At 39.0% G+C, this 20,285-nt stretch carries 19 protein-coding genes; 6 read left to right on the forward strand and 13 right to left on the reverse strand.

From position 1 onward, the window contains the following. Nucleotides 1–403: 403 nt before the first annotated feature. The 3 genes from AOR04_RS15145 to AOR04_RS15155 all read right to left on the reverse strand — a co-directional run bounded on the left by AOR04_RS15145 (nucleotide 404) and on the right by AOR04_RS15155 (nucleotide 3,681). Complete coding sequence (locus tag AOR04_RS15145) at nucleotides 404–1,330, reverse strand: DMT family transporter (protein WP_096793803.1); 927 nt, start codon at nucleotides 1,328–1,330, stop codon at nucleotides 404–406. 101 nt (nucleotides 1,331–1,431) lie between these two features. Beyond that, the gene (locus tag AOR04_RS15150) at nucleotides 1,432–2,139 is read right to left on the reverse strand and encodes a helix-turn-helix domain-containing protein (protein WP_007378618.1); all 708 of its coding nucleotides are present in this window, start codon (nucleotides 2,137–2,139) and stop codon (nucleotides 1,432–1,434) included. 357 nt (nucleotides 2,140–2,496) lie between these two features. Next, entirely contained in the window at nucleotides 2,497–3,681 is a 1,185-nt protein-coding gene (locus tag AOR04_RS15155) for an NAD(P)/FAD-dependent oxidoreductase (RefSeq protein WP_096793804.1), read from the reverse strand. Nucleotides 3,682–3,989: 308 nt separating this feature from the next. Here AOR04_RS15155 and AOR04_RS15160 point away from each other — a divergent pair, with 308 nt between their 5' ends. After that, nucleotides 3,990–5,780, forward strand: a complete 1,791-nt coding sequence (locus AOR04_RS15160) for a S8 family peptidase (RefSeq protein WP_008138088.1) — start codon at nucleotides 3,990–3,992, stop codon at nucleotides 5,778–5,780. A gap of 932 nt (nucleotides 5,781–6,712) precedes the next feature. Here AOR04_RS15160 and rpmG read toward each other — a convergent pair. From rpmG to radC, 3 genes are all read right to left on the reverse strand, one after another. Beyond that, complete coding sequence (gene rpmG / locus AOR04_RS15175; RefSeq protein WP_004335545.1) at nucleotides 6,713–6,868, reverse strand: 50S ribosomal protein L33; 156 nt, start codon at nucleotides 6,866–6,868, stop codon at nucleotides 6,713–6,715. 11 nt (nucleotides 6,869–6,879) lie between these two features. Then, nucleotides 6,880–7,116, reverse strand: coding sequence for a 50S ribosomal protein L28 (gene rpmB / locus AOR04_RS15180; protein ID WP_004335549.1), 237 nt, complete (start codon nucleotides 7,114–7,116; stop codon nucleotides 6,880–6,882). A 271-nt stretch (nucleotides 7,117–7,387) separates the two neighbouring features. Continuing rightward, complete coding sequence (radC, locus tag AOR04_RS15185; protein WP_007378615.1) at nucleotides 7,388–8,062, reverse strand: RadC family protein; 675 nt, start codon at nucleotides 8,060–8,062, stop codon at nucleotides 7,388–7,390. Between the two features lie 142 nt (nucleotides 8,063–8,204). On the opposite strand from radC, the gene coaBC reads away from it, so the two are divergent. The 3 genes from coaBC to AOR04_RS15200 all read left to right on the forward strand — a co-directional run bounded on the left by coaBC (nucleotide 8,205) and on the right by AOR04_RS15200 (nucleotide 13,006). After that, nucleotides 8,205–9,398, forward strand: coding sequence for a bifunctional phosphopantothenoylcysteine decarboxylase/phosphopantothenate--cysteine ligase CoaBC (coaBC, locus tag AOR04_RS15190; RefSeq protein ID WP_008138084.1), 1,194 nt, complete (start codon nucleotides 8,205–8,207; stop codon nucleotides 9,396–9,398). Between the two features lie 111 nt (nucleotides 9,399–9,509). Continuing rightward, nucleotides 9,510–10,097: a nucleoid occlusion factor SlmA gene (gene slmA, locus AOR04_RS15195; protein ID WP_007378613.1), complete on the forward strand. Its 588-nt coding sequence runs from the start codon at nucleotides 9,510–9,512 to the stop codon at nucleotides 10,095–10,097. Between the two features lie 140 nt (nucleotides 10,098–10,237). Next, on the forward strand, nucleotides 10,238–13,006 hold the full coding sequence (locus AOR04_RS15200) for a S9 family peptidase (RefSeq protein WP_096793806.1): 2,769 nt from the start codon (nucleotides 10,238–10,240) through the stop codon (nucleotides 13,004–13,006). 342 nt (nucleotides 13,007–13,348) lie between these two features. Here the strand turns inward: AOR04_RS15200 and AOR04_RS15205 are convergent, their stop codons facing one another. The 5 genes from AOR04_RS15205 to rplU form a co-directional block, all read right to left on the reverse strand. Further along, nucleotides 13,349–13,723: a DUF3718 domain-containing protein gene (locus AOR04_RS15205; RefSeq protein WP_007378736.1), complete on the reverse strand. Its 375-nt coding sequence runs from the start codon at nucleotides 13,721–13,723 to the stop codon at nucleotides 13,349–13,351. Nucleotides 13,724–13,801: 78 nt separating this feature from the next. Further along, complete coding sequence (gene folA, locus AOR04_RS15210) at nucleotides 13,802–14,293, reverse strand: type 3 dihydrofolate reductase (RefSeq protein ID WP_008136828.1); 492 nt, start codon at nucleotides 14,291–14,293, stop codon at nucleotides 13,802–13,804. 72 nt (nucleotides 14,294–14,365) lie between these two features. Beyond that, on the reverse strand, nucleotides 14,366–15,523 hold the full coding sequence (cgtA, locus tag AOR04_RS15215; protein WP_007378734.1) for an Obg family GTPase CgtA: 1,158 nt from the start codon (nucleotides 15,521–15,523) through the stop codon (nucleotides 14,366–14,368). A gap of 141 nt (nucleotides 15,524–15,664) precedes the next feature. Further along, a complete protein-coding gene (gene rpmA / locus AOR04_RS15220) occupies nucleotides 15,665–15,922 on the reverse strand; it encodes a 50S ribosomal protein L27 (protein ID WP_002957747.1) in 258 nt (85 codons plus the stop codon). 16 nt (nucleotides 15,923–15,938) lie between these two features. Continuing rightward, the gene (rplU, locus tag AOR04_RS15225; protein WP_002957748.1) at nucleotides 15,939–16,250 is read right to left on the reverse strand and encodes a 50S ribosomal protein L21; all 312 of its coding nucleotides are present in this window, start codon (nucleotides 16,248–16,250) and stop codon (nucleotides 15,939–15,941) included. A gap of 422 nt (nucleotides 16,251–16,672) precedes the next feature. On the opposite strand from rplU, the gene ispB reads away from it, so the two are divergent. Next, on the forward strand, nucleotides 16,673–17,644 hold the full coding sequence (ispB, locus tag AOR04_RS15230) for an octaprenyl diphosphate synthase (protein WP_096793807.1): 972 nt from the start codon (nucleotides 16,673–16,675) through the stop codon (nucleotides 17,642–17,644). Nucleotides 17,645–17,728: 84 nt separating this feature from the next. On the opposite strand, the gene mdh is transcribed toward ispB, so the two are convergent. Further along, nucleotides 17,729–18,661, reverse strand: a complete 933-nt coding sequence (mdh, locus tag AOR04_RS15235; RefSeq protein ID WP_002957751.1) for a malate dehydrogenase — start codon at nucleotides 18,659–18,661, stop codon at nucleotides 17,729–17,731. 225 nt (nucleotides 18,662–18,886) lie between these two features. On the opposite strand from mdh, the gene argR reads away from it, so the two are divergent. Then, nucleotides 18,887–19,354, forward strand: a complete 468-nt coding sequence (argR, locus tag AOR04_RS15245) for a transcriptional regulator ArgR (protein WP_006794541.1) — start codon at nucleotides 18,887–18,889, stop codon at nucleotides 19,352–19,354. A gap of 13 nt (nucleotides 19,355–19,367) precedes the next feature. Here the strand turns inward: argR and AOR04_RS15250 are convergent, their stop codons facing one another. Continuing rightward, a complete protein-coding gene (locus tag AOR04_RS15250; RefSeq protein WP_096793808.1) occupies nucleotides 19,368–20,267 on the reverse strand; it encodes a Dyp-type peroxidase in 900 nt (299 codons plus the stop codon). Nucleotides 20,268–20,285 lie beyond the last annotated feature (18 nt).

The following is a 20,285-nucleotide window of genomic DNA, read 5'->3' on the forward strand; positions in this document are numbered from 1 at the left end:
TACAGTGTTGTGTAGACCTTTTAACCGCCAGTTTGGCGGTTTTTTTCTTAATGGGTGGCCAAAATCACTGTACCACTACAAGACCTAAAACCGGTTTTAGCAGAATGGAAGATAGATTCAAAACAACATATGTCGCTATGAGTCGTCCTACCCATTTACTTTGTGTAGCAATGAAAAGAGAGCGAGTAAATTGTGTGACTTGTACTGGGGCAAAGAAAGATAATTGTAAGTGGAAAGTAATATCACAAACTGATCGAACACTTTTAAATGACAAAGCTTAACTAAATTTGACAGGCAACAATAAGCTCAAAGCTGCCGTTGATATTTTTACGCTAACTTATGGTTGGCAACTAAAAGCGTTATGAACTTTTTGCCAAAGCAGTAATTATATCAGACTGTATAACTAAGTTGATTTGAAGGCTAATCTTAGTTGGTTTTGAGGTTTGATGGTTTGCATCAATAGACATAGAGAGACTAAAGCCACACCTATCCAACCAATGACTTTAAATTTTTCGCCAATAATGAAAACAGCTAAAATAGTTGCAACTAATGGCTCAATTAGGGTTATTAATGTTGCTTTACTTGCATCTATATAATTCAAGCCAAAACCAAATAATAAGTATCCTAAAAACATTGGAATTATTGCCATATACAAAGATACCAAAGCATTAGTTGAGCTTGAAAATAAGTTATCACCCGTAAACCATAATGAAAGGAGTAACAATAGTGCGGCACAACCAAATAGCCCTGACATGGACGATTTTGAATGAACGCCACTTTCAATTAAACGCCTTGCTGCCCATGAATAACCTGCATAAGTTAATCCAGCAATACAACCCAAAAGAATCCCCAAACCCTGTTGATTAATACTGTAAGCAGTATTATTACTTTGGTCTCTACCTAACGTTAAAAGAGCAATACCTATCGCTCCAATGACAAAACTCAATATCCATTGCAATGATATGTTCTTTTTACTAATTAGACGTTCAAGGATTGCTGCAAAAAAAGGAGCTGTAGCTATAGAGACTACAGTACCGATGGCAACACCAGATAAACTCATTGAGGTATAAAATGCTAATGGATAAATAGCGACAGAAGCGGCACCTAATATTAATACCTTAGGTTGTTCTAGCATCACCTTATAATCTATAAGTAGCTTTTTTCGAGCTGTGATTACAAGTAAGACTCCACCTATTCCCATAGAAAATGCACCAATAGCTAGAGAGCTTACATCAGGGGAATAGCTTGCTGCGGTGCCAGTTGTTCCCCACAAAAAACTAGCAATAATAATGGCAATAACACCTTTAAAATTTTCGTGATGATTTTCCATAATGAAACCTGTTTATGATAACTTCAATACAGAAATAGTATGCTAATTATGAAAGGCGTTTTTAACAATTAAGACGCAATCGTTAACAATTCAGACTAAGTTTACTTTTTGAACTTAGTTGGTGATAGACCAAAGTATTGCGAAAACTTTCGGCTAAAGGCTGATGGCTCTTTATAACCTACTTTTTCACCGATAATTGGTAACGGATAATCGGTGTGCGTTAGTAAAGCTTGAGCTTTTTCCATCCGAAGTTTTGTTACGTACTTCATCACAGTCATACCTGTTTGTTGTTTAAATAGTTTCTTAAACTGTGTATCACTCAGGAAAGCAGACTCAGCCAAGCGTTTGATTTGAAGCTGCGATGCAATATTTTGTTCTATGAAGGATATTGCTGTACCAATGCGATTATCTACTTTTGGCAATAAAGGTTGCTCTGCAAGCAGTAAACTAAACATTTCAAACATTGCCTGCTCTAATTGAGTATTAACTTTGTTTTCTAGTTGGTTTTCGATAAAAGTTAAGTAACTTCTAAGAGATGAATTAATCGCAAAAACAATATATTGTGAAGATGAAATGTTTAGGGGTAGGTGTTCCATATCCACGACTACAAATCTAGCTTCAGTATCAGCAGTGAACAAGTGCTCTTCGTTGGCTTTAACTACAACACATTCACTAGGTGCAACTTTACCATTGAAATTACCAACACATATATTTATAACACCACGTAAGGGTAAAACCAATTGATTAAAGTGATGTGAGTGACGAGTTGGTTTTGTACTATAAGAGCGAATGGATAATAGATTTTTCATAATAATAGAAAATGTATGGCCTTACTTCATCCTGATTCTGATTATACATATTAGAGCAATGGATAATAAAGAGAAGTGTTAGTTTTTACTGGTACTTTATTTAAAAGTATCTATGACCGCTTTGGTGGCTTTTGAGACTGTCAGGCTTGGTAAAAACCTATTTACCAAAAGTGTCTATTCAGGTTTGAGCTAATGAATATCAAGCTTAGTTTGCTCAACTTTGTCTTCATTTATAATCGAATAAAGCAGTCTTTAATCTACAAATAGATGGTAACGAACCATCTATTTGTATCTATTTAGTTCTTAATAGTCTCTATTTAGATCTGAAAGTATCTGTTTTCATTCTGAACTACTAACCTAAGCGTACTGCCCACAAGCAAATCCACAGCTCCAAGCATACTGGAAATTGTAGCCCCCTAACCAACCCGTTACGTCAGTTACTTCGCCTATAAAGTATAGGCCTTTAGCTTTTTTAGCTTCAAAGGTTTTTGAGCTCAACTCGTCGGTATCTACACCGCCCAATGTTACTTCTGCTGTTCTATAACCTTCTGTGCCATTGGGTTTAATTTGCCAAGCGTGAATGTAATTTACCAGCTCATCTATTTGAGCATGCGTAAGCTGATTAATATTACAATCTGGTATCGCTTTGCTTTCGTGTAGTATTTCTATAAAGCGTTTAGGTAAAATAGTTGCAAGGCTGTTTTTTAACGACTTTTGGGCTTGCATTTCTCGCCAATCAGCAAGTTGCTGCCTTAAATCAATTTCAGGTAATAGGTTTATAGTTACAGCCTGCCCTGCTCGCCAAAATGAGCTTATTTGCAATATTGCTGGGCCCGATAACCCTCGGTGAGTAAAGAGGATATTTTCTTTAAATACGGTGCCGTCTTCGCTTGAAACTTCACATGCAATACTAATTCCCGAGAGCCCTTCAAAACGCTCTTTATCGTGCTGATGCAAAGTAAATGGTACAAGTGCAGCCATGGTTGGTAACACGCTTAAGCCAAACTGCTCTGCAATTTTATAGCCTATTGGTGTAGCCCCTAGTTTTGGCATAGTTAAGCCACCTGATGCGACAACTAACGACTCACAGCTTAATGTTTCTTGCTCTGTGGTAACGCTATAGCCGGTTTCGGTTTTTGATACGCTGATCACTTCATTGCGTAGCTTTATATTTACCCCTGCCCACTCACATTCGGTCAGTAAAATATTCACAATGTCTTGTGCATTGTTATCACAAAATAGCTGGCCTAGTGTTTTATGGTGATACGCTAATCCATGCCTGTCCACCAGCTCAATAAAGTCATGCTGTGTATAGCGACTTAAACATGATTTAACAAAATGAGAATTTGTGCATAAGTAGTTATCGGGTGTTGCGTTTTCATTTGTAAAGTTACAACGCCCACCACCACTTATTAAAATTTTACGACCTGGTTTTTTCCCCATATCAAGTACTGTAACGCTTCGGCCACGGTATCCTGCTTGCGCTGCACACATTAATCCTGCAGCTCCCGCACCTATTACTATTACATCTACTTGGGTCATTTATTTATCTCGTTAAAATTTTTTTCGATTATAGCAAAGTTTAACAACAAACAGCGCGCAATCATTATCAATAATAACGCAACAAAATAAACCAGAAAAACAACCAATAATATTAACAAATCATAAAAAGCACGAAACACCTTAAAAACAACGACAAAAGTATTAAAAAATCATTAAAGTTCTTAGTTATAACCAAACAAAATACATAAAAAGAAATTAATACTTTAACTTTATTAACAAATACTTTACCTTTGTTCCTACATCGTGAGCATTAATCACGAAATTACTAATAAAATCTAGGAAAAATTATGACAACAAGAAAAACTTTTCAAAAGTGCGCTATAGCTTTAACTGTAAGTACGCTTTTTTCAGCAACATCAAGTATGGCAAATCCAGCTCAAGCAATTGCTCCTTCAATGGCTGAAACCACAGCAAAACTACAAATCCAAAGCGGTTTTGAAACCCAATTCATTATTAAATATAAAAATAACAATAATGAAATAGCCACTTTTTCAACAGCGAGCGCTAACTCATCAAATATGAAACAACGCGCTCAACGTTTTGTTAAAAACTTTTCGTCTAAAAAAGGGAAGGTAAAAGGTAAATATGTACGTGCAATGGCACTTAATAATCACCATGTTATGCGTGCAGACAAGAAGCTAAATGCAGCCGAAGCGCAAGAGTTTATGCAAGACGTTATTGCTTCTGGCAATGTTGAATACATTGAAGTCGATCAAATGTTGCAACCTTTTTCGACACCTAATGATCCTCGCTTTGATGATCAATGGCATTACTACGAGCAAGCGGGTGGTCTAAACTTGCCAGCAGCATGGGATACAGCAACAGGTAGCGGCGTAGTGGTCGCGGTGCTTGATACAGGCTACCGCCCTCATGCTGATTTGAATGCAAATATTCTCCCTGGTTACGATATGATTTCTAACTTGTCGGTAGCAAATGATGGCGGTGGTCGTGATAGCGATGCTCGCGATCCTGGCGATGCGGTTGCAGCAAATGAATGTGGTTCTAACGGTGCACAAAACTCTAGCTGGCATGGTACGCATGTTGCTGGCACAGTTGCTGCTGTCACTAATAATGGTGAAGGTGTTGCTGGCGTTGCTTATAATGCAAAAGTAGTTCCTGTTCGTGTGCTTGGTAAGTGTGGTGGTTTAACATCTGACATTGCTGACGGCATTATTTGGGCATCAGGTGGAAGTGTTTCAGGCGTTCCTGCAAACTCAAACCCTGCAGATGTAATTAACATGAGTTTAGGTGGCAGCGGTTCATGTAGTTCTACAACGCAAAATGCGATTAACACAGCACGTAGCAATGGCACCGTTGTGGTTATTGCAGCTGGTAACGATAACGACAACTCAGCAAACTATAATCCAGGCAACTGTAGCGGTGTAGTAAACGTAGCATCGGTTGGGCGCAACGGCGGTCGCGCTTATTACTCAAACTACGGTAGCAATATTGATGTTGCAGCACCTGGCGGCGCACAAAGTTTTGCAAACGACTCTGAAGGCGTTCTATCAACTTATAATACAGGCTCGTCAACACCTTCAAGCGATAGCTACGGTTTTTCACAAGGTACATCTATGGCAGCTCCTCATGTTGCTGGTGTTGCAGCACTTATTAAGCAAGCCAAACCAAATGCTACGCCTGATGAAATAGAAAATATTCTAAAATCGACAACGCGTTCATTCCCAGCTTCATGTAATAACTGTGGCACTGGTATTGTAGATGCAGCAGCCGCTGTTGCTGCAGCAAGTGGCGGTACGACAACAACACCACCTGCAGCCGGTGGTGGCTCCGTAAGTGATGTAAGTGCTAATGCTGGTCAATGGAAACATTACACCCTAGATGTACCTGCCGGTATGTCTACATTTACCGTAACAACATCAGGTGGGACTGGCGATGCTGACTTATTTGTTAAATTTGGTAGCCAACCAACAGCATCAAGTTACGACTGCCGTCCATATAAAAATGGTAACGCTGAAACATGTACATTCTCAAGCCCACAAGCAGGAACATGGCATTTAAGCGTTAACGCTTACAGCACATTCTCTGGCTTAACTCTTACCGGACAATATCAGCCATAATTTATTGAAACAACTCCCTGAGAGCAAAGGTCAAGCTGAAAAGCTTGGCCTTTTTTTATTTAAAAACAATTTATAGCAACTCGGATTATGCCAATCTGCTTATATGGGTTTATTTAACGATAAGATAATTGCGCAATAACAAGGTGAAGTATGACATATAGTTGTTATCACTAATTGCTCCGTGCCTTACTTTATCTCCTACATCCATACAGTCGACTATGAATCATTTTTAATACGGTGAGTAATACCAACCCGCAATAATACTTAATCAATTTGGGGGATTAAATCTGACGCTAACTGTGTTAAAAATTTCTGATATAGGGCAACTAAATAACGAAATTTTTGCCTTGTTATCAGCACGGTTTTCTCACCTCAAAGTAGATCACTTAATTAGGGTATGTTGTTCTTTCAAGGTTAAATTTACAGTAGCCTGTTTGGTATTTAAGCAAGGCAGAGCCTATGCAGTGTGGTTATTCCCCATAAATGGGCGATAACGTAGCATTAATGCCAAACAGGCGCTGCCCAAAGGATTCTCCCTAGGAGCTATTTACTCTTTGTTGCCTGCATGGATGTAGGTAAGGGGCGTGAGCAGGACGCGGAAGCTTTGCTCGGTTTTTATTTATTCTTACTTGGATGTAAGCCAGTAGAGTAACGCAGGAGCAGTTACCGAGCCCACTAGGTTACAAATCTCGCGCCATGATTAAATAGCCCCTAGTTTGAACAAATTTTAATCCGCAAAGATCAACATACCCAAGAAAATTGGTATAATTAAGAAATTAAAGCTATGTAGTTAACCTGAACTCTGGATAATAAATCTATCTCAAGCAGAGTTCAGGTTAGTTAATTATTCAAACCAATATTAAATTACTTAACCACAAAAACAAAAAACCCAGCCTAGGCTGGGTTTTTACATTCTAAAAGAAGAACTAAAATTACTTAATTTTAGCTTCTTTAAAAAGAACATGTTTACGAATCTTTGGATCAAACTTTTTGATTTCCATCTTCTCAGGCATGTTACGTTTGTTTTTGTCAGTAGTGTAGAAAAAACCAGTACCGGCAGTTGAAACTAAACGGATTTTATCGCGCATGATTCAGATCCTTAAACTTTAACGCCGCGAGCACGGATTTCTGTAAGAACCGTGTCGATGCCTTTTTTATCGATAATACGCATACCTTTAGTAGTAGTGCGTAATGTTACAAAACGTTTTTCACTTTCAACCCAAAAACGGTGTGTTTGTAGGTTAGGTAGGAAACGACGTCTAGTCGCGTTTCTCGCGTGTGAACGGTGATTACCAACCGCTGGACGCTTACCTGTAACTTGACATACTTTAGACATGTCTATATATCTCCAATAACTTCGCTCGAGCTTAATTTAATCTAAGGCCGTGTATTTCTGCCCTAGAGATAAATCGAAGGGCGCTCTTTATACAGCTTTTACAGGCAAAGATCAAATACTGATCTATCCAACCAGCTCATATGTAAATTTGATAGCGGCCAATTATAAAGATCGAATGCCCTTAGGGAAAGTAAAAACTGCATTTAAATTAAACTAATTTGCCAAAACGTATTAAACAGCTCATTTTTAGCACATTTATCTATCTAAGGAGCTAAATTAGGCCTCGCTCAGCAAACGAAACACAAGTTTCACCGCCAACAATGATGTGATCGAGCACACTTATGTCGACCAATTGCAGCGCTTGTTGTAATTTATTAGTGATGAGTTTATCTGCTTGGCTTGGCTCTGCAATGCCACTTGGGTGATTATGAGCAAAAATAACAGCAGCCGCATTATTCTTTAGCGCAGCCTTTACCACTTCACGCGGATAAACACTGGCAGAATTAATTGTGCCATAAAAAAGTATTTCGTCTTTAACTAAACGATTTTGACTATCGAGATATAACACCATAAACACTTCTTGCTGCAAACCACGCATTTGAATTGTCAGGTAATCGTAGACTGAATTTGGCGAATTAAATACGGCATCTCGTTGGCAACGTTCCTGCATGTAACGTTGACTTAACTCAAGTACAGCTTGTAGCTGTACATACTTAGCAGTTCCTAATCCCTTTTGAGAGCAAAACTCTTCAATACTGGCGTTAAATAAATTATGCAGTGTTTTATTTTCATTCAATAAATGTTGAGCCAGCTCAATAACATTCATACCCGGTAACCCAGTACGTAAAAATATAGCTAGAAGCTCTGCATCACTTAATGCTTTGGCCCCTTTTTCAATGAGCTTTTCACGAGGGCGAAGCGAATTAGGTAGTGCAGTGAGTTGCATTATTCATCCTTGAGGAGCAAAAGTGTTCTATAAATGTAATGCAAAATTCAAATTTTGCCCGTTATTTTAGTATTAAAACTTAGCTCAATAAGCAAAGATTTGTTATTTTAGACACAATATTAAATAAGACTGATAAACAACCATGATCACTTTAACGAACAAAAAAATTGTACTTGGCATTAGCGGTGGTATTGCGGCTTATAAATGCGCTGAGCTAGTAAGGCGATTAAAAGATTCTGGTTGTGAAGTAAAAGTAGTCATGACTGAATCCGCTAAGCACTTTATTACACCATTGACTATGCAAGCTGTAAGCGGCGAAATTGTCTCAGATTCATTATTAGACCCTTCAGCCGAAGCTGCAATGGGCCATATTGAATTTGCAAAATGGGCTGATCTAATTTTAGTTGCTCCTGCAACGTGTAATATTATCGCCAAAATGGCCGCTGGTATTGCTGATGATTTACTAACTACGCTGCTACTGGCGACACCTGCAAAAGTAGCTGTTGCGCCAGCAATGAATCAACAAATGTATGCCCACGCAGCCACACAGGCTAACTTGGCAACGCTAAAGGCACGTAACGTACTTATTTGGGGGCCAGGCAAAGGCGAGCAAGCTTGTGGCGATGTTGGCGCAGGACGCATGCTAGAGCCACATGAACTTGTCCAGCTATGTATTACAAAAGAGCACCCACAACTGCTTGTTGGCAAAACAATTACAATAACAGCAGGTCCAACGCGAGAGCCACTCGATCCGGTGCGTTTTATATCAAATCACAGCTCAGGGAAGATGGGCTACGCACTTGCAGAAGCGGCTTTATTACTTGGCGCAAAGGTTAACTTAATTTCAGGCCCTGTAACTATAAAAGCCCCTACTGGCGCAAATCTTATTAATATAGAAAGCGCTGAGCAGTTATTAACTGAATCACTTGCTTACGCGCCACAATCAGATGCTTTTATTGGCTGTGCTGCTGTTGCAGATTACCGAGCTGCAAATATTGCGACTCAAAAAATGAAAAAGCAAGGCGACGAACTCACACTGACTTTAACTAAAAACCCTGACGTAATTGCTGCTGTTGCTAATCTTAAGCAAAACCGCCCTTATACAGTAGGGTTTGCCGCTGAAACACAAAACGTAGAAAACTACGCTAAAGGTAAACTAAAAAACAAAAACCTAGATATGATTTGCGCTAATGACGTGTCAAAAAGTGGCTTAGGGTTTAATTCCGATCATAATGCTTTAACACTGTACTGGCATAATGAACAACTAGAATTACCACCAACAAGTAAAACAGAAATAGCCCGCAAGGTGATCGAACAGCTGGCCAAACATCTATAAAAAGGCTGGAAACAAACTGAATAAAACATTAACATACGCCATTCATTTGAACAAAAAATGACTAGGGTTTTTAACTGCGCCACTAAGAATAACTAATAAAAAGGAATGTTCATGCCTGCGACAAAAAGAAGTAATCGCAAAGAGCAAATACTGCAAGCACTCGCACAAATGCTAGAAACCAGCCCAGGGCAACGAATCACTACAGCTAAGCTAGCTGCTGAGGTAGGTGTATCTGAAGCTGCGTTATATCGCCACTTTCCGAGCAAAGCACGTATGTTTGAGGGCTTAATTGAGTTTATTGAAGATACTCTTTTATCGCGCATTAACCTTATTTTAGAAAACGAAAAAGAAAGCCAAGCACGTATATATAATATTTTATTGCTGCTACTCACATTTGCTGAAAAAAACCCAGGCATTACACGTATTCTAACTGGCGATGCTCTGCAAGGTGAACAAGAGCGATTACGTGAGCGTGTACAAAGTTTTTTTGAAAAACTAGAAACTCAGTTTAAACAAGTACTTCGTGAGAGAAAGCTTCGTGAAGGTAAAAACTTTCAAAGTGATGAGCTTACGCTTGCAAACTTTTTACTTGCTTACGTTGAAGGAAAAATGAATCAGTTTGTACGTAGCGACTTTAAAGTTAAACCAAGTACTCAATTTGAAAAACAATGGCTTGAGCTACAAAAAATTTGGCTGTAATGTTTGCTAAATTAATAAATTAAATACGATAAAACGACCTACGGGTCGTTTTATCGTATATAGCTGCCATTTATCCGATCCGCTCGAATTATGAACCAAACTCGTTACAATGAAACAATGTCATAATACGAGAATCAATAATGAAAACAAAACTCACCTTATTAAGCACGGCACTCATTGCCAGCTTAACTAGCACCGGCATACACGCCAAAGAATCGCTACAATTTAAAGACATATTTAGTTTTAAATCAGCTAAAAGCACGCAACTATCTGACAATGGCCAAGTACTCACTTTTAGTGCAACGCCGTATCGTGGAAATGCAACTGGCCAAGTTTACTCACTACAAAGCAATACACTCATCGCAGAAGTAGAACGCGGTACAAAGCCTCATATTAATAAGGCCGCTAACTGGGTCGCTTTTACACAAGTACCTACCTTACTTGAAAAAGAAACAACCAAAAAAAAAGACACACTTAAAAACAATCTGGTACTCGTAAACACACAATCAGGTGCTCAACAAAGCTTTGCTGATGTAAAAGATTACACGTTATCTGATGATGGTATGTGGCTTGCTTATCGTTTAAATAAAAAAGACGATGACGCAAAAGTAGAAGATAAAACCGATAGCGCTAAAAACGAAGAAGACAACGCTATCACGCCCGATAAAAAAGATAAGAGCTATCCACTTGTTATCGTAAATTTATCTGATAAACGCAGCCATACAATAGAAAACGTATTTAGCTACGCTATTAACTCAGCTAACAGCCAGCTATTAGTGAGTCAAAGTTACAGCGACGGTAATAACAACCAAATAGCGTTAATTGAGCTAAGTGACTTTAATAGCAGTGTATTAATTGATGAACCGGGCGTAATCGCAAATAAAATAGCGTGGCACCCAACTGACAATATTGCAGCATTTACATTGGGTAACTATGTAAATGATGACACGCGCCGTCGAAGCTACACTTTACAGCTATATAAAAACGAGAAGCTTGCAACTATAGATTCACCTAATAAAGCATGGACCCTAGGTAAAACAGCATCCCTTAAATGGTCAGAAAATGGCGAGCGCTTATATTTTGAAAACCATCCAAAATTAGCAGCTAAAGTAAAAGCCAAAGAATATACCGACGAAGCCTCATTGTACGACTTTGATACCATACGTGAACATAAAGGTTTAGATGTATGGCACAACAACGATGCGCAAATAAAACCGCGTGAAGAACAGCAATGGAACGAAGTTAATAAAAACCGCCATTACAGCGCGGTATATCACGTTAACTCGCAAAAAGTGGTACAGCTCAGTACCACTAATATGCCTGAGGTTGCACTAAACCCTCAGCGAGATGTATCTTTACTTGGCTCATCTAACATCCCCTACCTAGAAAAAATAATGTACGGCGGTTTTTTTGCTGATTACTTTGCAGTAAATATAAACACCGGTAAACAAACTCCCATTATTAGTAACTATCCGTTTAGACCAAGCCTTGCACCAAACGGTGAATTTGCAGCTTATTTTAACGACAGCCAAATACAGTTAAAAGATTTAAAAAATAATAAAGTAACATCGCTTACAAAAGCGATTCAGGCAACCTTTGCTGATGATAAACACGACTACCCATCTACTCAACCTGGTTATGGTTTTGCTGGTTGGATGACCGATAGCAGCCAAGTGCTTGCTTATAGCAAATACGATATTTGGGCATTTGACGTAAAAACTAAGCAAGCTAAACGCCTAACTAATGGTAAGCAAAGCAATACGCAGTACCGTGTTATTAAGCTTGATAAAACCCAAGTGGGCTTTAAAAAAGGCGATACATTACTTGTCTCTGCTATTAACTTACAAACTAAACAAAGCGAAGTTGCAAAGCTCGACTTAACCACTAACACACTAACTAAGGTGCTTAGCGGTAATAAACGCTTTGATATAGTTAAAAAAGCCAAAAAGGCTGACAAGTACTTATTTACCTCGCAAACTTATAGCCAATTTCCTGATTACTACCAAACTGATTTTAGCTTTAGCGCACCAAAACAAGTGACCACCCTAAACCCGCAAATTAGTAATTTTGCGTGGGGCGAAAAGCCAGAACTAATAAGCTATAAAGGTTTTGATGGCGAAGACTTACAGGGCGTGCTAATAAAACCAGCGGGCTATAAAAAAGGCGATAAAGTACCTGTGGTTGTGTATTTTTACCGTTACATGAGCCAGCGTATGTATGACTTTCCAAAAATGGAATTAAACCATCGCCCTAATTTTCCTATGTTTACCTCAAACGGTTATGCGGTATTTTTACCTGATATTCGCTTTGAAATAGGTCACCCGGGTAAATCGTCAACGCAAACCATGATAAACGCCACCCAAAAGCTTATTGATTTAGGTATAGCTGATAAAAACAAAATTGGCTTACAAGGGCACTCATGGGCAGGTTATCAAAGTGCGTTTATGATAACCCAAACAGATATGTTCAAAGCGGTTGTATCAGGTGCACCAGTATCAAACATGACCAGTGCTTATAGCGGCATTCGATTAAAATCGGGTCTTGCTCGTCAATTCCAATACGAAACAGGGCAAAGCCGTATAGGTAAAAACTTATTTGAAGCACCAGATCTGTACATAGAAAACTCACCGGTGTTTTTTGCAGACAAAGTGAATACGCCTATTTTGATAATGTCTGGTGATAAAGATGATGCCGTACCTTGGCATGAAAGCGTGCAGTACTACTTAGCACTTCGTCGTGCAGGTAAAGATGCAACCTTTTTACAATACGAAGGTGAACCGCATCACTTGAAAAAGTTTCCTAATCAGGTCGACTTTTCTGTGCGTATGATGCAGTATTTTGATCATTACTTAAAAGGTAAACCTGCTGCTAAATGGATGGTTGAAGGTGAGGCCTTTATTAAAGAGTAGTACCAATCTGCATAGAGTTAAATAGACCTCATATCTAAACAGGTTGGTATAATACCAACCTGCATAAATCTTTGATCAATTTAACGAATTAAATTGCACTATAACGTCGTTAAAAATTTTTTATTTAGAACACTAGATACAAAAATTTTTGCCTAGTTCTAGCGTAATTTTCTTAACGTTAAATAGACCCCACATATAAGCAGATTGGTATAAGATAATCACCCTTTCAATAAAAAGCCGATATTACATAGTAATATCGGCTTTTTATTGAAAAATCACAGCTACATGATTTTTAGTTACAAAAAAACCGCGTATAAAACGCGGCTTTTAAATGCTTTTTAATTACAGACCAGCACGGTCTTTAATTACAGCAATAAGTGGTGAACCAGCATGGTTACCTTCAGCCCAAGCGATATCTGCGCCATCAGCTAATGAACTTTTTGAAAGGTTTTTAACAATGTATTCACCAGTACCTACTGCGTTGCTTGCAACTGCATGGCGTAATAAGTTATTACCATTACATTGTATTGCATCGTAGATATTACGAATTTTTACACGAGAACTTTTAAGTTTACTACGTAAACGGTTTTTATCGTCCGCTGCTATATACTCGCAAATAGATACAGCTAATTGATCTTCAGCGTTTGCAGGCGCTACATACGAAAATGAACCTACTGCAATAGCAGTAACAATAACTAGCTTTGGTAATTTAAACATGAAAAACCCTTTATGGTACTTTTTACCTATGTTGATTGGTTAATATTGTACCAACACACGTAGATTTTCGCAATAATGTTATTGAATTTTATATAAAGTTACGAATTTATAACTAGATTTGTTTTTATTATCAGGCTGCATACTTAACTCTTCTTTAAGCTCCCATTTAGCTATTTTTTGATAATCTGGGAATTGTGTATCGCCTTCTACATCTAAATCTATAAACGTTAAATATAAGCGATCTGCACGCTCTAAAAACTGCTGATAAATATTTCCACCACCAATGATCATTACTTCTTCAGCGTCAGAAACTAAATTCAATGCAGCCTCTGGTGTTGCTACCGTTTCAATTCCATCAGCTTGATACCCAAGATTACGAGTAATAATAATATTACGTCGCCCAGGCAGAGGACGTCCGATAGATTCAAAAGTTTTACGACCCATAATTACAGGCTTACCTGTAGTCACTTTTTTAAAATGCTGAAGATCTGCAGGTAAATGCCATGGCATTTTATTATCTAGGCCAATTACACGGTTATTTGCCATTGCTGCAATCATTGAAATTATCATATTAAATACCTAGTACTTTATTTTTAAACAAAGAAAAAGGAGCATAAGCTCCTTTTTATAAATTCTATTTAATTAGCGCTCGTAGACAACTTCTACGTCGTAATCATCTTCATCCCAGTCGTCCCAATCATCATCATTGCCCTTACCTTTAGTGGCTTTTTCATGATAGGTATCCCACTTGAATTCAATCTCTTCATCTTCAACCTGTACAAACTTCTCTTTAGGCATGCTATCGAGTAGTGTCATTATGTTGTGAATTAAAGGTTGAGTATTGAGTTTATTAATCGCTGAAATGTGATAAATATTTTCAGTTTCGCCCAGTTCTTCTGCAATAGCTTCACATAACGCTTTTGCTTCGTCCTCTGGTAATAAATCTATTTTATTAAAAACTAACCAACGTGGCTTCTCAGCTAATTTAGGGCTGTATTGATGTAACTCGTTAATAATCGAGAATGCATTATCAACAGGGTTTGAACCATCTACCGGCATTACATCGATAATGTGTAATAACACACGACAACGCTCTAAATGCTTCAAGAAGCGGATGCCTAAGCCTGCACCATCAGATGCACCTTCAATTAAGCCTGGTATGTCAGCTATTACAAATGATTTATTCGCTTCTGGACGCACTACACCCAAATTAGGAATAAGCGTTGTAAACGGGTAATCAGCTACTTTAGGCCTTGCTGCTGATACACTACGGATAAACGTAGATTTACCTGCGTTAGGAAGCCCTAGTAAGCCTACATCCGCTAATAGTAGCAACTCTAATTTTAAATTACGTACTTCGCCTTCAGTACCCAAGGTTTTTTGACGAGGTGCTCGGTTAGTACTTGATTTAAAACGTGCATTCCCCAAGCCGTGGAAACCACCTTTTGCAACCAAAATACGTTGACCATGTTGCGTTAAATCACCAAGTCCCTCTTGGGTATCAACATCCATGATGCGAGTGCCTACAGGCACCATAACAAATAAGTCATCGGCTTTTCGGCCTGTACAGTTACGGCTACGACCGTTAGTACCACGTTCAGCTCTATGGAAACGCTCAAACTGATAATCAATGAGGGTATTTAAGTTTTCATCAGCTTGTAGATAAACACTACCACCGTCTCCACCGTCACCGCCGTCTGGTCCACCATCTGGAACATATTTTTCACGACGGAAAGACACGATGCCGCTGCCACCGTCTCCAGCTTCTGCGCGAATTTCTACTTCATCTACAAACTTCATGATTACTCACTTTAGGGATTGGCTTGTTAATTTAACTATTATATACCGAAGCCAAGCTGATTGCAGGCTTGGCTTGGGTATATATTTTTTTCTTAAAACAAAAAACCCCGCAAAGGCGGGGTTTTTTAACTACCTTACTGATTACTCAGTTACGATAGTTACGTATTTACGGTTTAAAGGACCTTTCTGTTCAAACTGAACTTTACCATCTGCTTTTGCGAAGATAGTGTGGTCTTTACCGATACCTACGTTTGTACCAGGGTGGAAACGAGTTCCACGCTGACGAACAATGATGCTACCCGCTAGAACTGATTCGCCACCAAAACGCTTAACACCTAAGCGTTTGCTTTCTGAATCGCGACCGTTACGAGTACTACCAGCTGCTTTTTTATGTGCCATTTCTAAGTACCTCTAATTAAGCGCTAATGCTAGTGATTTTAACTTCAGTGAACCATTGACGATGGCCCATTTGCTTACGAGAATGCTTACGGCGTCTAAATTTAACAACCTTAATCTTCTCACCGCGACCATGTGAAACAACCTCAGCTGTTATCTTGCCACCGTTTACGAACGGTACACCGATCTCGATTTTCTCACCATCAGCAACTAAAAGTACTGAATCAAATTCTACTGCCGCACCAGTTTCAACGTCTAATTTTTCAAGACGAATCGTTTGACCTTCAGTCACACGATGCTGTTTACCACCACTTTGGAAAACCGCGTACATAATTAACTCCGTCTGTGCACCCTCAAATCGGTGCAACTAAAATATTCTTCGATAGGGCGCGAAGTTTACGCTAACGCGAAATAACTAGCAAGCCTATTTTGTAATTAAAATGAATAAAAAGTAGCTGCATTGAGAGTAATTCAATATTTCCCCCAGTTTATATTAATTGACCCTTTTGCCAAGTGCTTTTTAGCTGTTAAGCGAAATAAGTTAATGCGCTTAAATAGAGCTCTCGCTGTATAATATCTAAGCGCGACTCATATTGCATATTGGTTATCTATTAATCAGTTATCTCAACCAATTAAGCTCTTATTCAGTACTTTAATAGTGTTTTTTCAATCAATCGTCACAAAATATCGAGCTAGTGCATTTTTTGTTGTACAATCTGCGCCGTTCACACATAAAAATTGGCTCGGAGATCAATGGATATAAAAGCTATCCAGGCGTTAATCGAAAGCGATATGAATGACGTCAATCAACTTATACATGCGCAAATGCGCTCAGATGTGGCGTTAGTTAATCAGCTTGGTTTATATATAGTTAGCAGTGGCGGCAAACGTGTTCGTCCAATGCTCGCAATTTTAGCAGCCAAGGCGCTCGGTTATCAGGGTAAAGATCACATAACACTTGCAACAATTGTTGAGTTTATCCATACAGCAACGCTATTGCATGATGATGTTGTAGATGAATCAAACTTACGACGTGGCACGCCTACTGCAAATGCTGAATTTGGTAATGCTGCTAGCGTATTGGTTGGTGACTTTATTTATACTCGCTCATTTCAGCTTATGGTTGGCCTTGGAAAAATGCAGGTTATGCAAGTACTTGCCGATGCAACAAACATTATTGCTGAAGGTGAAGTATTGCAGCTGATGAACTGCAATGACCCAGATACGACTGAAGCCAGCTATATGCAGGTTATTTACTCTAAAACGGCTAAATTATTTGAAGCAGCTACAGGCCTTGCTGCCATTATTACTGAGCAAGACCAAGCGACACTCGACGCATTAAACTTATACGGTATGCATTTAGGCACCGCGTTTCAGTTAGTGGATGATGTACTCGATTACAATGCGGATGCTGAGCAGCTAGGTAAAAACATTGGCGATGATTTAGCTGAAGGCAAACCAACCCTTCCGCTTATTTATGCTATGCAACATGGTAGCGAGCAGCAAACGCAACTTATTCGTGATGCAATAGAGTACAGTAATGGTATGGAGCATTTAGAAGAAATTTTAACTGCACTAAAACAAACTAATGCGCTTGAGTTTACAATGCAAAAAGCAGAGCTTGAGGCCGAAAAAGCCATTGCCTGTTTAGACTTTTTAGCTGAGTCTGACTATAAGCAAGCACTTATAAGCCTTGCCCGTATTGCGGTTGACCGCGACCACTAGTTTTAACTAGTTACACAGTGTGACATTAATTCTGAGCAATAAAAAGCCTGCAAATGCAGGCTTTTTTGTTGCTTAAACCGGCTATTACGCCATGAAATCAACACCTTCTTTGATGTCTTTTTTCAATGTTTCAAGCATGTCATTTTTTGCTTTTGTTTCAAATGCGCTTAGTTCGCCGTAAGAAAGAATTTCTTCTACGCCGTTTTTACCTAAACGTACTGGATGTGCAAAGTACTCTGCATCGCCATTTTCAACAGCAACGTAAGCGTAATCTACAACTTCTTCACCTTGTAGGCCTTTAACTAAAGACATACAAAAACGCGCTGCAGCAGCACCCATAGATAGCGTAGCTGAACCACCGCCTGCTTTAGCATTTACAACTTCAGTACCCGCATTTTGAATACGTGGAGTAAGTGCAGCAACTTCTTCATCTGTGAAAGAAACACCTTCAACTTGAGAAAGTAGAGGCAGAATCGTTGTGCCTGAGTGACCACCAATTACTGGTACTTTTACAGTTGCTACGTCTACGCCTTTAAGTTCAGCAACAAATGCTTCTGAACGAATAACGTCAAGCGTAGTAATACCGAATACGCGTTTAGCGTCGTAAGTACCTGCTTTTTTGAATACTTCAGCAACAATTGGAACTGTGCCGTTTACTGGGTTAGTAATAATACCTACTAACGCTTTAGGACAGCTGGCAACAATGCCTTCTGCTAACGTTTTGATGATGCCAGCATTTACATTGAATAAATCAGCACGATCCATACCTGGTTTACGTGGCATACCCGCTGGGATAAGAACGATGTCAGAACCTTCAAGCGCTTTATTTAAATCGTCTGCGCCAAAGCCTGCAACTTTAACATCTGTTGGGATGTGAGAAAGGTCAACCGCAACACCTGGTACTACTGGTGCAACATCATAAAGTGATAATTCAGAGCCAGCTGGTAAGCCTGTTTTTAATAATAAAGACAACGCTTGGCCGATACCGCCTGCAGCACCTAATACAGCAACTTTCATTGGAATTCTCCGTCATTTGAGGTAGGAAATATTTGTGGCCCTTAAGATAATGAAATTAGCGACTAAAAACAAATTTATCCTGTCTATTTCAAGTATATTTTCGACCATAGTCGTAAACTTTTGTGATTTAACGCATCAAACTGGCAAGTTAACTAAACAACTGCTGCATAATTATTCATTATTGTGTAGAATTTGCAGCATAAATAACAAAAATGAATAAAGACTATGCAACCACAAGATAAACAAGAAGCACTGGTAAAAGCATTTAAATCGCTTTTAAAAGAAGAAAACTTTGGCTCTCAAGGCGAAATAGTTGATGCGTTAAAAGAGCAAGGCTTTGACAATATAAGCCAAAGTAAAGTATCACGCATGTTAAGTAAGTTTGGCGCTGTACGCACACGTAATGCCAAGCAAGAAATGGTTTACTGCTTACCTGCTGAAATGGGTGTACCTACGGCTAAAAGCCCATTACGCCAATTAGTAATCGACATTATGCACAACGAAATGATGATCATCATTCGTACCAGCCCAGGTGCGGCTCAGCTTATTGCTCGTTTATTAGATTCATTAGGTAAAGCAGATGGCGTACTAGGAACTATTGCCGGCGATGACACTATTTTTATCGCCCCGGCTAAAATATCTGAAATAGACGTGACACTTGAACGCGTTCGCATTTTATTTGATACGGTTTGATTATTAATCGTAATTAAATCTGTTTTAAAAATCCGACCGAAGGTGCAAAAAAAGCAGAACCCATATCGGCTTGAGTAAAATCAAGCCAGTGGTCGTAACAATCACCTTCGCCTAAACGGCTTTTAAGTATTTTTTCGAACGCGGTTCCTTTACATGCGCATGTAATTGATAACATTCCCTGCTCATACACATCGCCATAAGGCATGCTTTGATTTAATAGTAGCGGTTGCCCGTCTTCATCTTTTAGCTCACTACGCGAAGCATGGCTGGTTTCGATCGCGGGGGTAATTAGTGTGTTATCAAGGCGCGTACGACCCATTATTTGCTCTTGCTCACTTAATGATAAATGCTGCCACACAGTTAAGTCATGCTTATAACGTTGTACATGAATATAACTTCCTTGATCTTCAAAGCTACCCGGTTTATTTATTAGTGCCGTCGCACGCTTTTTTCTACCATGAGCAGAATCGCCACCATAAATAAAGCCATTAAAGTCTCGTCCATCTAAAAACCGAAAATTACGAACCTGCTCTACCAGCTCTACATCAGGAGCAAATAACTTTAATACTTGCAGGGCAAATAAATGGTTAACGTCTTCACGGTCAGAGCGAATTTGCACAAACAAATCACACGGTTGCACGCTCATTTGGTGATCGCTGTGATTTATATTAGGAAAGCTCTGTAATTCGCTTGGAATGTACTCAGGAAGGATATGTGGCCAATATTGCGCACCAATAGCGACCATACAAGAGAGCATTGACTCTGAAAACTGATCGCTAAATTCTTCTTCAATAGCGCTTACTTGCTTTAGTTTTACGCGTAACGATTCATCTTGACCATCAAACACATTAAAAAATAAGTGCAAACCGTGTAAGTTTGCTTCAGCACAAATCCCTGATTGCGCTTGCGCCATTGTTATTCCTTAGTTTTA

This window comes from Pseudoalteromonas sp. 1_2015MBL_MicDiv, from assembly GCF_002407505.1.
In the GTDB taxonomy this organism is placed as follows: Bacteria; Pseudomonadota; Gammaproteobacteria; order Enterobacterales; family Alteromonadaceae; genus Pseudoalteromonas; species Pseudoalteromonas fuliginea.

Bases quoted from the DNA above. Each gene is read 5' to 3' on its own strand.
- AOR04_RS15205 (WP_007378736.1), bottom strand. From the start codon at position 13,723: ATGTTTAAATTACCAAAGCTAGTTATTGTTACTGCTATTGCAGTAGGT.
- AOR04_RS15200 (WP_096793806.1), top strand. From the start codon at position 10,238: ATGAAAACAAAACTCACCTTATTAAGCACGGCACTCATTGCCAGCTTA.
- rplU (WP_002957748.1), bottom strand. From the start codon at position 16,250: ATGTACGCGGTTTTCCAAAGTGGTGGTAAACAGCATCGTGTGACTGAA.
- folA (WP_008136828.1), bottom strand. From the start codon at position 14,293: ATGATAATTTCAATGATTGCAGCAATGGCAAATAACCGTGTAATTGGC.
- rpmA (WP_002957747.1), bottom strand. From the start codon at position 15,922: ATGGCACATAAAAAAGCAGCTGGTAGTACTCGTAACGGTCGCGATTCA.
- AOR04_RS15145 (WP_096793803.1), bottom strand. From the start codon at position 1,330: ATGGAAAATCATCACGAAAATTTTAAAGGTGTTATTGCCATTATTATT.
- radC (WP_007378615.1), bottom strand. From the start codon at position 8,062: ATGCAACTCACTGCACTACCTAATTCGCTTCGCCCTCGTGAAAAGCTC.
- rpmG (WP_004335545.1), bottom strand. From the start codon at position 6,868: ATGCGCGATAAAATCCGTTTAGTTTCAACTGCCGGTACTGGTTTTTTC.
- argR (WP_006794541.1), top strand. From the start codon at position 18,887: ATGCAACCACAAGATAAACAAGAAGCACTGGTAAAAGCATTTAAATCG.
- slmA (WP_007378613.1), top strand. From the start codon at position 9,510: ATGCCTGCGACAAAAAGAAGTAATCGCAAAGAGCAAATACTGCAAGCA.
- rpmB (WP_004335549.1), bottom strand. From the start codon at position 7,116: ATGTCTAAAGTATGTCAAGTTACAGGTAAGCGTCCAGCGGTTGGTAAT.
- AOR04_RS15155 (WP_096793804.1), bottom strand. From the start codon at position 3,681: ATGACCCAAGTAGATGTAATAGTAATAGGTGCGGGAGCTGCAGGATTA.
- coaBC (WP_008138084.1), top strand. From the start codon at position 8,205: ATGATCACTTTAACGAACAAAAAAATTGTACTTGGCATTAGCGGTGGT.
- AOR04_RS15160 (WP_008138088.1), top strand. From the start codon at position 3,990: ATGACAACAAGAAAAACTTTTCAAAAGTGCGCTATAGCTTTAACTGTA.
- AOR04_RS15150 (WP_007378618.1), bottom strand. From the start codon at position 2,139: ATGAAAAATCTATTATCCATTCGCTCTTATAGTACAAAACCAACTCGT.
- ispB (WP_096793807.1), top strand. From the start codon at position 16,673: ATGGATATAAAAGCTATCCAGGCGTTAATCGAAAGCGATATGAATGAC.
- AOR04_RS15250 (WP_096793808.1), bottom strand. From the start codon at position 20,267: ATGGCGCAAGCGCAATCAGGGATTTGTGCTGAAGCAAACTTACACGGT.
- cgtA (WP_007378734.1), bottom strand. From the start codon at position 15,523: ATGAAGTTTGTAGATGAAGTAGAAATTCGCGCAGAAGCTGGAGACGGT.
- mdh (WP_002957751.1), bottom strand. From the start codon at position 18,661: ATGAAAGTTGCTGTATTAGGTGCTGCAGGCGGTATCGGCCAAGCGTTG.